This window comes from Moorena sp. SIO3I6, from assembly GCF_010672095.1.
This window is the reverse complement of the sequence record NZ_JAAHHU010000298.1, coordinates 1-5,573: the sequence shown is the minus strand read 5'-3', so window position 1 is coordinate 5,573 and position 5,573 is coordinate 1. Positions and strand designations below refer to the sequence as shown.

Here is a 5,573-nt window from a genome sequence, read left to right as displayed (position 1 = left end):
AAAGAGCATTAGAGCCGTAAACTTTTTCTATCCCTGTTTCTGGTAACGCACCACGTTCTGGGTGTTGCCGAACCGCAACAAGACGCATTCCAAAAGCTTTTAGGCGTACCGCTAATGCCGTACCAATGTCACCAAGTCCAACGATACAAGCTGTTTTTCCCAATAAGGCAATACCTGCTTTTGCACTCCAGTCTTCACTTTTAGATGATTGCTGTGTGGTTGTTATGTGTCGTGAGAGCATTAGCATTAGCATGATGGCATGTTCGGCAACGGAATCAGCATTGCCAGAAACACGCCCAGGTACATGTGCTACCCATACTCCAGCACCAGTAGCTGCCTCAATGTCTATAGTTTCTATACCGACACTAAACTCTTGCACTAAACCAAAGTGTCCAGAGGCAATGATTGAAGCATCAATGTTAGCCATCCAAGGTATCACAACATCAACACTATCTAAATACTTGATAATAGTATCTGAGGGACAGGTGATAATTTCATGGTCTGATAGTTGTGATACTAGTAAGTTCACTGCTAGTGTTGCGCTATCGCTACACAATAAAACTTTCATAATTTAGACTGAAAAACAGCATCAAGTAATCCTTAGCATCAACCCCCTATAATCTTCATAGCTGCATTATGCCCTGGAATCCCACTAACACATCCTCCCCGTTTAGCTCCAGAACCACACAAGAAGATATTATCAAAGCCAATCTCCACACCCCACATTCCCCGTTCTTCTTCTGATTCTACAAAAGGCCAGGAAAGAGATTGATGGAAGACATGACCTGTGGGAATGCCTACTTCTCGTTCCACATCCACTGGAGTTGCTACATCAACACAAAGTTGACCATTTTCATCCTGCGCTATACAATCTTCTATGGGATCTAATAAATATTGATTTACCCCATTAAGATACCTCTCCAATACTTTCTGTTTCTCTGTCTTATTGTCTTTAACAAATAAGCTATAAGGCATTTCCAACCCAAATAAAGTTAGGGTCTGGTAACCTTCTGCTCTCAGAGATGGGGAGAGGATAGAATCATCCGTTAAACTATGACAATAGAACTCGCCAGGGGGATGTTCTGGTATCACTCCTTCACAAGCCATTTTGTAGCTATCGATGATGTTTTGATAACCCTCGTTGACATGGAATGTTCCAGTAAATGCCTCTACAGGATCGTAATCTGCCTTCAAACGGGGTAACTTCCTTAAAACCATATTAATTTTGACAAACGATCCTTCATCTTTGGGATCGCTGGGAGGATTATATCCACTCAACAGTTCCGAAAGTTTTTTCGGAGCAAGATTAACTAAGACATATCTTCCACTGACATAGCTTTCTTGGTTATTATGTTGGAACTTTACGGTTGCTTGCCCTTCGTTTGGCTCTATTTTGGTGACTTCAGCATGGTTGAGTATCTCCACACCATTTTTTTTGCATTGAGCAACAAGTTCCTCTGTCAATTTGCCCATACCACCCACTGGAACACACCAATCCCCTGTACCATTGGCAATAATATGATAGAGAAACGTCCGATTTTGTTTTAAGGACAAGTCATGGGGATGGGTAAAGGTGCCAATCGTTCCATCTGTGAATACTAAACCCCGCACCAAATCGCTTTGAAATAATTCTTCAATAGCAACTCCCAAGGGTTGCTCTATAAATAACTGCCAAGCTAGCTTTTCTTCTTCCGTCTGAAAGCTATTTTTAATTTCATCTCTGGTCTGCATCGGTTCAAGCAACGAAGGCCAGATGTGCTTTCCTAAAGACTTTTGCAGTTGATGAAACTTGAGATAGCTTTGGTATTCTTCTAAATTTCCGGTGAGTTGCTTAAAAGACTGCTCAGTGACGATTTCAGATTCATTACTAATCAATAAACCCTGATGTTTTTCATTCTGATCGAATGGAGTGAAAGAAGCGGGATTTCTTTGTCGGAATTGAAAATTTAAATCTAAATCTGAGATGATTTTTGGTGGGAGCATTCCCACTAGATAGGCATACACTGAGAGTTTGGCTTCGATACCTGGAAATAGTTGGCGGGAAACAACTGCTCCTCCTACCTTATCTTGTCGTTCTAGCACCAAAACTGAGCGACCCGCTTTGGCAAGATAACAGGCTGCAATTAGTCCATTGTGTCCACCACCGACGATAAGGACATCGTAGTTTTTTTGTATATTTGAAGATGGCATGATTTTTCCTAGGGTAACTTGGCTGGCAGTATGTCAATATAAGAGGGATCGAGCCGATCGAGCAAACGGCGATTAGCTTCCCATACACTCTGAAATTCTTGGTTATTCTTGTGGAAGGGACCTTCGAACTGGCGTGCTGTATGTTCGCAAATCTCAGGTGGTGGTATAATCGGCTTGGCGTTGCTACTTAACACATTAACCTGAATCTCGCACGCCTTATTCAGGTAGTACATGTAGTAGAAAGCCTCTGCCACTGTTTGACCTACAGTTAAAAGACCGTGGTTACGGAGGATTAAACATTTCTTGTTTCCCAGAGATGCCACCAGCCTTTCTCGCTCATCAAGGTCAAGTGAGATCCCTTCATAATCATGGTAGGCAACCCGATTATAAAATTCCATGGAAATTTGGTTTAGGGGCAACAAACCCTCTTCCATAGCAGCAACAGCCATGCCACTAACAGTATGGGTGTGGATGATTGCATGGGCATTAGGGCAACCTAAATGAATAGCACTGTGTATCGTAAATCCAGCAGGATTTACTTCCGCGTCTGCCGGGTCAATTTTGTTGCCATTAGCATCCACTGGAACCAAATTTGATGCACATATTTCGTCGAACATCATACCATAGGGATTAATCAGGAATATTGGTGGTTCCTCTTTAATGCGCACGGAAATATGGGTGTAGATCATGTCTGTCATCCCATAATAGTGAATCAAGCGGTAAGCAGCAGCAAGATTTATGCGCAACTGTTGTTCTTCTTGGGAATAAAAGGTAGTTATGGGATTATTTGGATAGGAACTTTTTGTATTTACATTCATGTTTTTTTATGTTTTCATTAGTTTAGTCTTCACAGGAAACCGTCATGAATGCTACAAAATTTAATTAGCATGAAACGAATTTACTTTTAGAAATTAAATCACCCTCCTTAAGGTCAGTTAATTTATAACCAAAGGAAGTTAAAGTATCATCGCCGTTCGATTTTATCAGTGAGTAAAGACCATCAAGGAAAATTTTTGAGTATCGGGCTTGGGAATCTACAAAACGCATTGTATATGCCATCCTTGATGGTAATTTTCCTTCCAGGAGGGGGACACTTCTATGCCAAACAAATTTGTCTAGTAGAAGGGCATCACCCACTTCAAAGCTATCTTCTACTTTATTTTTCTCTAAAACCATCTCTTCAACTTTAGAAGCATAGAAAAACTCAAAATAATTAAACTCTTCGGTTTGACAAAATTCTGCAAAATCTTTGTGTTGTATTAGTTCGTACCGGAGGGCATAGTACCCAGAGGTGGGATAAGCCTTTCGTGGTACATATGCCATGCCTCCATGTTGATCTTTGGTATTAATGGGAACTAGGGGTATCCAAATAGAATAGGCTAAATCTTCTGGTTTAATGAAGTTGAAGCTAACTAAATCTAGATGGAAATGAAATCCTTTTCTGTTTGGTTTTAATTCAAATCCCACACCTTGGGTGAAGATTAATTTATGTTCGATTAATTGCTTGAGGGTATTTTTAAAGTTTTCGTGGGAATAGATTGTTTTTGTTACGGCATTTGCTAGGTCATACCCCACTCTGGAAAAATCCCCACTGTAAGATTCTGGAACTTTTTTTACTTGATGGGATTGGGCGATTAAATTCCGTAATTTATCGATTGCTTCATCCGTAAATAGTTTTTTGAGTTTGACAAACCCATTCTCAGCAAAAGAGTTTTTTTCTTCTGGGGATATAGTGATTTTGTTGACTAGCAAAGACATAAGCTTTTAATAAATCAGGATGTAGGATTTAGCATAAGTTAGAGCTATAAACAAATTTACTCTTAGAGATTAAATCACCCTCTTTCAGATCGGTTAATTTATAACCAAAGGAAGTTAAAGGATCATCTCCCATAGCTTTCACCATGTAATTAAAATCATCAATAAAATTTTTACCATAGCGGGCTTGGGAATCCACAAAACGCATTGTGTATGCCATCCTCGAAGGTAACTTTCCTTCCCTCAGGGGGGCACTCCTATGCCAAACAAATTTGTTTAGTAACAGAGCATCACCTACTTCAAAGTCATCTTCCACTTTATTTTTCTCTAAAATCAATTCTTCCACTTTGGAAGCATGGGGAAAGTTAAAAAATTTAAAATCTTCAGTTTGACAAAATTCGGCAATATTTTCGTGTTGTACTAGTTCATAAATAAGATTAAAATACCCAGAGGCAGGATAAACGTTTTGAGGTACGTATGCCATACCTCCGTGCTGCTCTTTGGTATTAATGGGAACTAGGGGTATCCAAAGAGAATAGGCTAAATCTTATGCTTGAATAAAGCTAAAACTAGCTACATCCAGGTGGAAATAAAATCCTCTTTTCTTGGGCGTTAATTCAAATCCCACACTTTCGGTGAAAGTTAATTCATTCTCGATTAATTGCTTGAGAGTGTATTTAAAGTTTTCCTCAGAATAGATCTGGTGAGTGACAGCATTTTCTACACCGTAACCAATTCTGGAAAAATCCCCAGTATAGTATTCAGGAGCTTTGGTTATTTCCTTAGAGTTGTAGGTCAGCTCCCGTAATTTATCTATAGCTTCCCAGGTTAATAGTCTGTTTAGCTTGATAAATCCATTCTCCCAAAATAATTCTTTCTCGGCTTGGGTTAAGGTAACTTTGTTTACTAGTGAAGACATTTTTCATTAGGAAATTGATAGCAAGCAATAAAACCATACGGTGTTAACAATATTACTTTTTTGATTTAACAAGTGATATCAATCATGGTGTTATATTCTAAAACTTTGAGATGCCAATTAGTAACTTCTTCTCCTGGTATCAAAATTGGACTCCCTGGGGGAACTTTCTTGATACAGCAACTACTTATTTTACCTAATGCTTGGCCAATAGGTAATTTTACTTTCCGGCTAAAGAAAGCATCTTTAGGTAAAGTCCTCATTTGAGGGCGACGGCAAAAGTAACTGTCAGGTAAACTCTCTTTTGGTGCTTTTTCGCTCAGAATCGGCACAATCGCTGCTAAGGTTTCTCTCATAAATTGGAAATCCTGTGGATTGTGATGGAAAGAGAAAATTAATAACAATCCCTCCTCACCAGCAAATTCCCCATCAATCCCGCTTTCGTACAACAGCTCTGCTAACTCTTCCCCTGTAGTGCGATCGCTTTTTAAATAGATTTTCAGAGGATCGCTAACTTGGGCATCATACCTTAACACCTTGCCGTAATTATCCAATTGACTGCGCAGGCGATCGCATTCACCAATAGCTTGCCAAAATAAAGCTTGACCTTCTTCAGAATACCCCTTCTTAATCGCATCTTCAATACTCAGCATTAACAGGTTACTGCGGGTAGTGGTTTCAAATAAAGGCAAAACCCCCATAGCTTGTTCAA

General features: G+C 39.6%; 6 protein-coding genes and 1 pseudogene. All 7 read right to left on the bottom strand.

The annotated features are described in order from the left end of the window. The coding region (locus F6K49_RS34555; RefSeq protein WP_293103929.1) for an NAD(P)-dependent oxidoreductase at positions 1-529 on the bottom strand (529 nt) is incomplete at its 3' end. Positions 530-606: 77 nt separating this feature from the next. Further along, complete coding sequence (locus tag F6K49_RS34550; RefSeq protein ID WP_293103926.1) at positions 607-2,190, bottom strand: NAD(P)/FAD-dependent oxidoreductase; 1,584 nt, start codon at positions 2,188-2,190, stop codon at positions 607-609. An 8-nt stretch (positions 2,191-2,198) separates the two neighbouring features. After that, positions 2,199-3,008 (bottom strand): class II aldolase/adducin family protein, encoded by an 810-nt coding sequence (locus F6K49_RS34545; protein WP_293103923.1) that lies wholly within the window; start codon positions 3,006-3,008, stop codon positions 2,199-2,201. A 64-nt stretch (positions 3,009-3,072) separates the two neighbouring features. Continuing rightward, positions 3,073-3,948, bottom strand: a complete 876-nt coding sequence (locus tag F6K49_RS34540) for a hypothetical protein (RefSeq protein ID WP_293103920.1) — start codon at positions 3,946-3,948, stop codon at positions 3,073-3,075. Between the two features lie 28 nt (positions 3,949-3,976). Next, positions 3,977-4,429 carry a hypothetical protein gene (locus F6K49_RS34535; RefSeq protein WP_293103917.1) on the bottom strand — a complete coding sequence of 151 codons (453 nt, stop codon included), beginning with the start codon at positions 4,427-4,429 and terminating at the stop codon, positions 3,977-3,979. Between the two features lie 63 nt (positions 4,430-4,492). Further along, the gene (locus F6K49_RS34530) at positions 4,493-4,864 is read right to left on the bottom strand and encodes a hypothetical protein (protein ID WP_293103914.1); all 372 of its coding nucleotides are present in this window, start codon (positions 4,862-4,864) and stop codon (positions 4,493-4,495) included. 65 nt (positions 4,865-4,929) lie between these two features. Then, a pseudogene (locus F6K49_RS34525) lies at positions 4,930-5,573 on the bottom strand (decarboxylase); the annotation flags it as partial.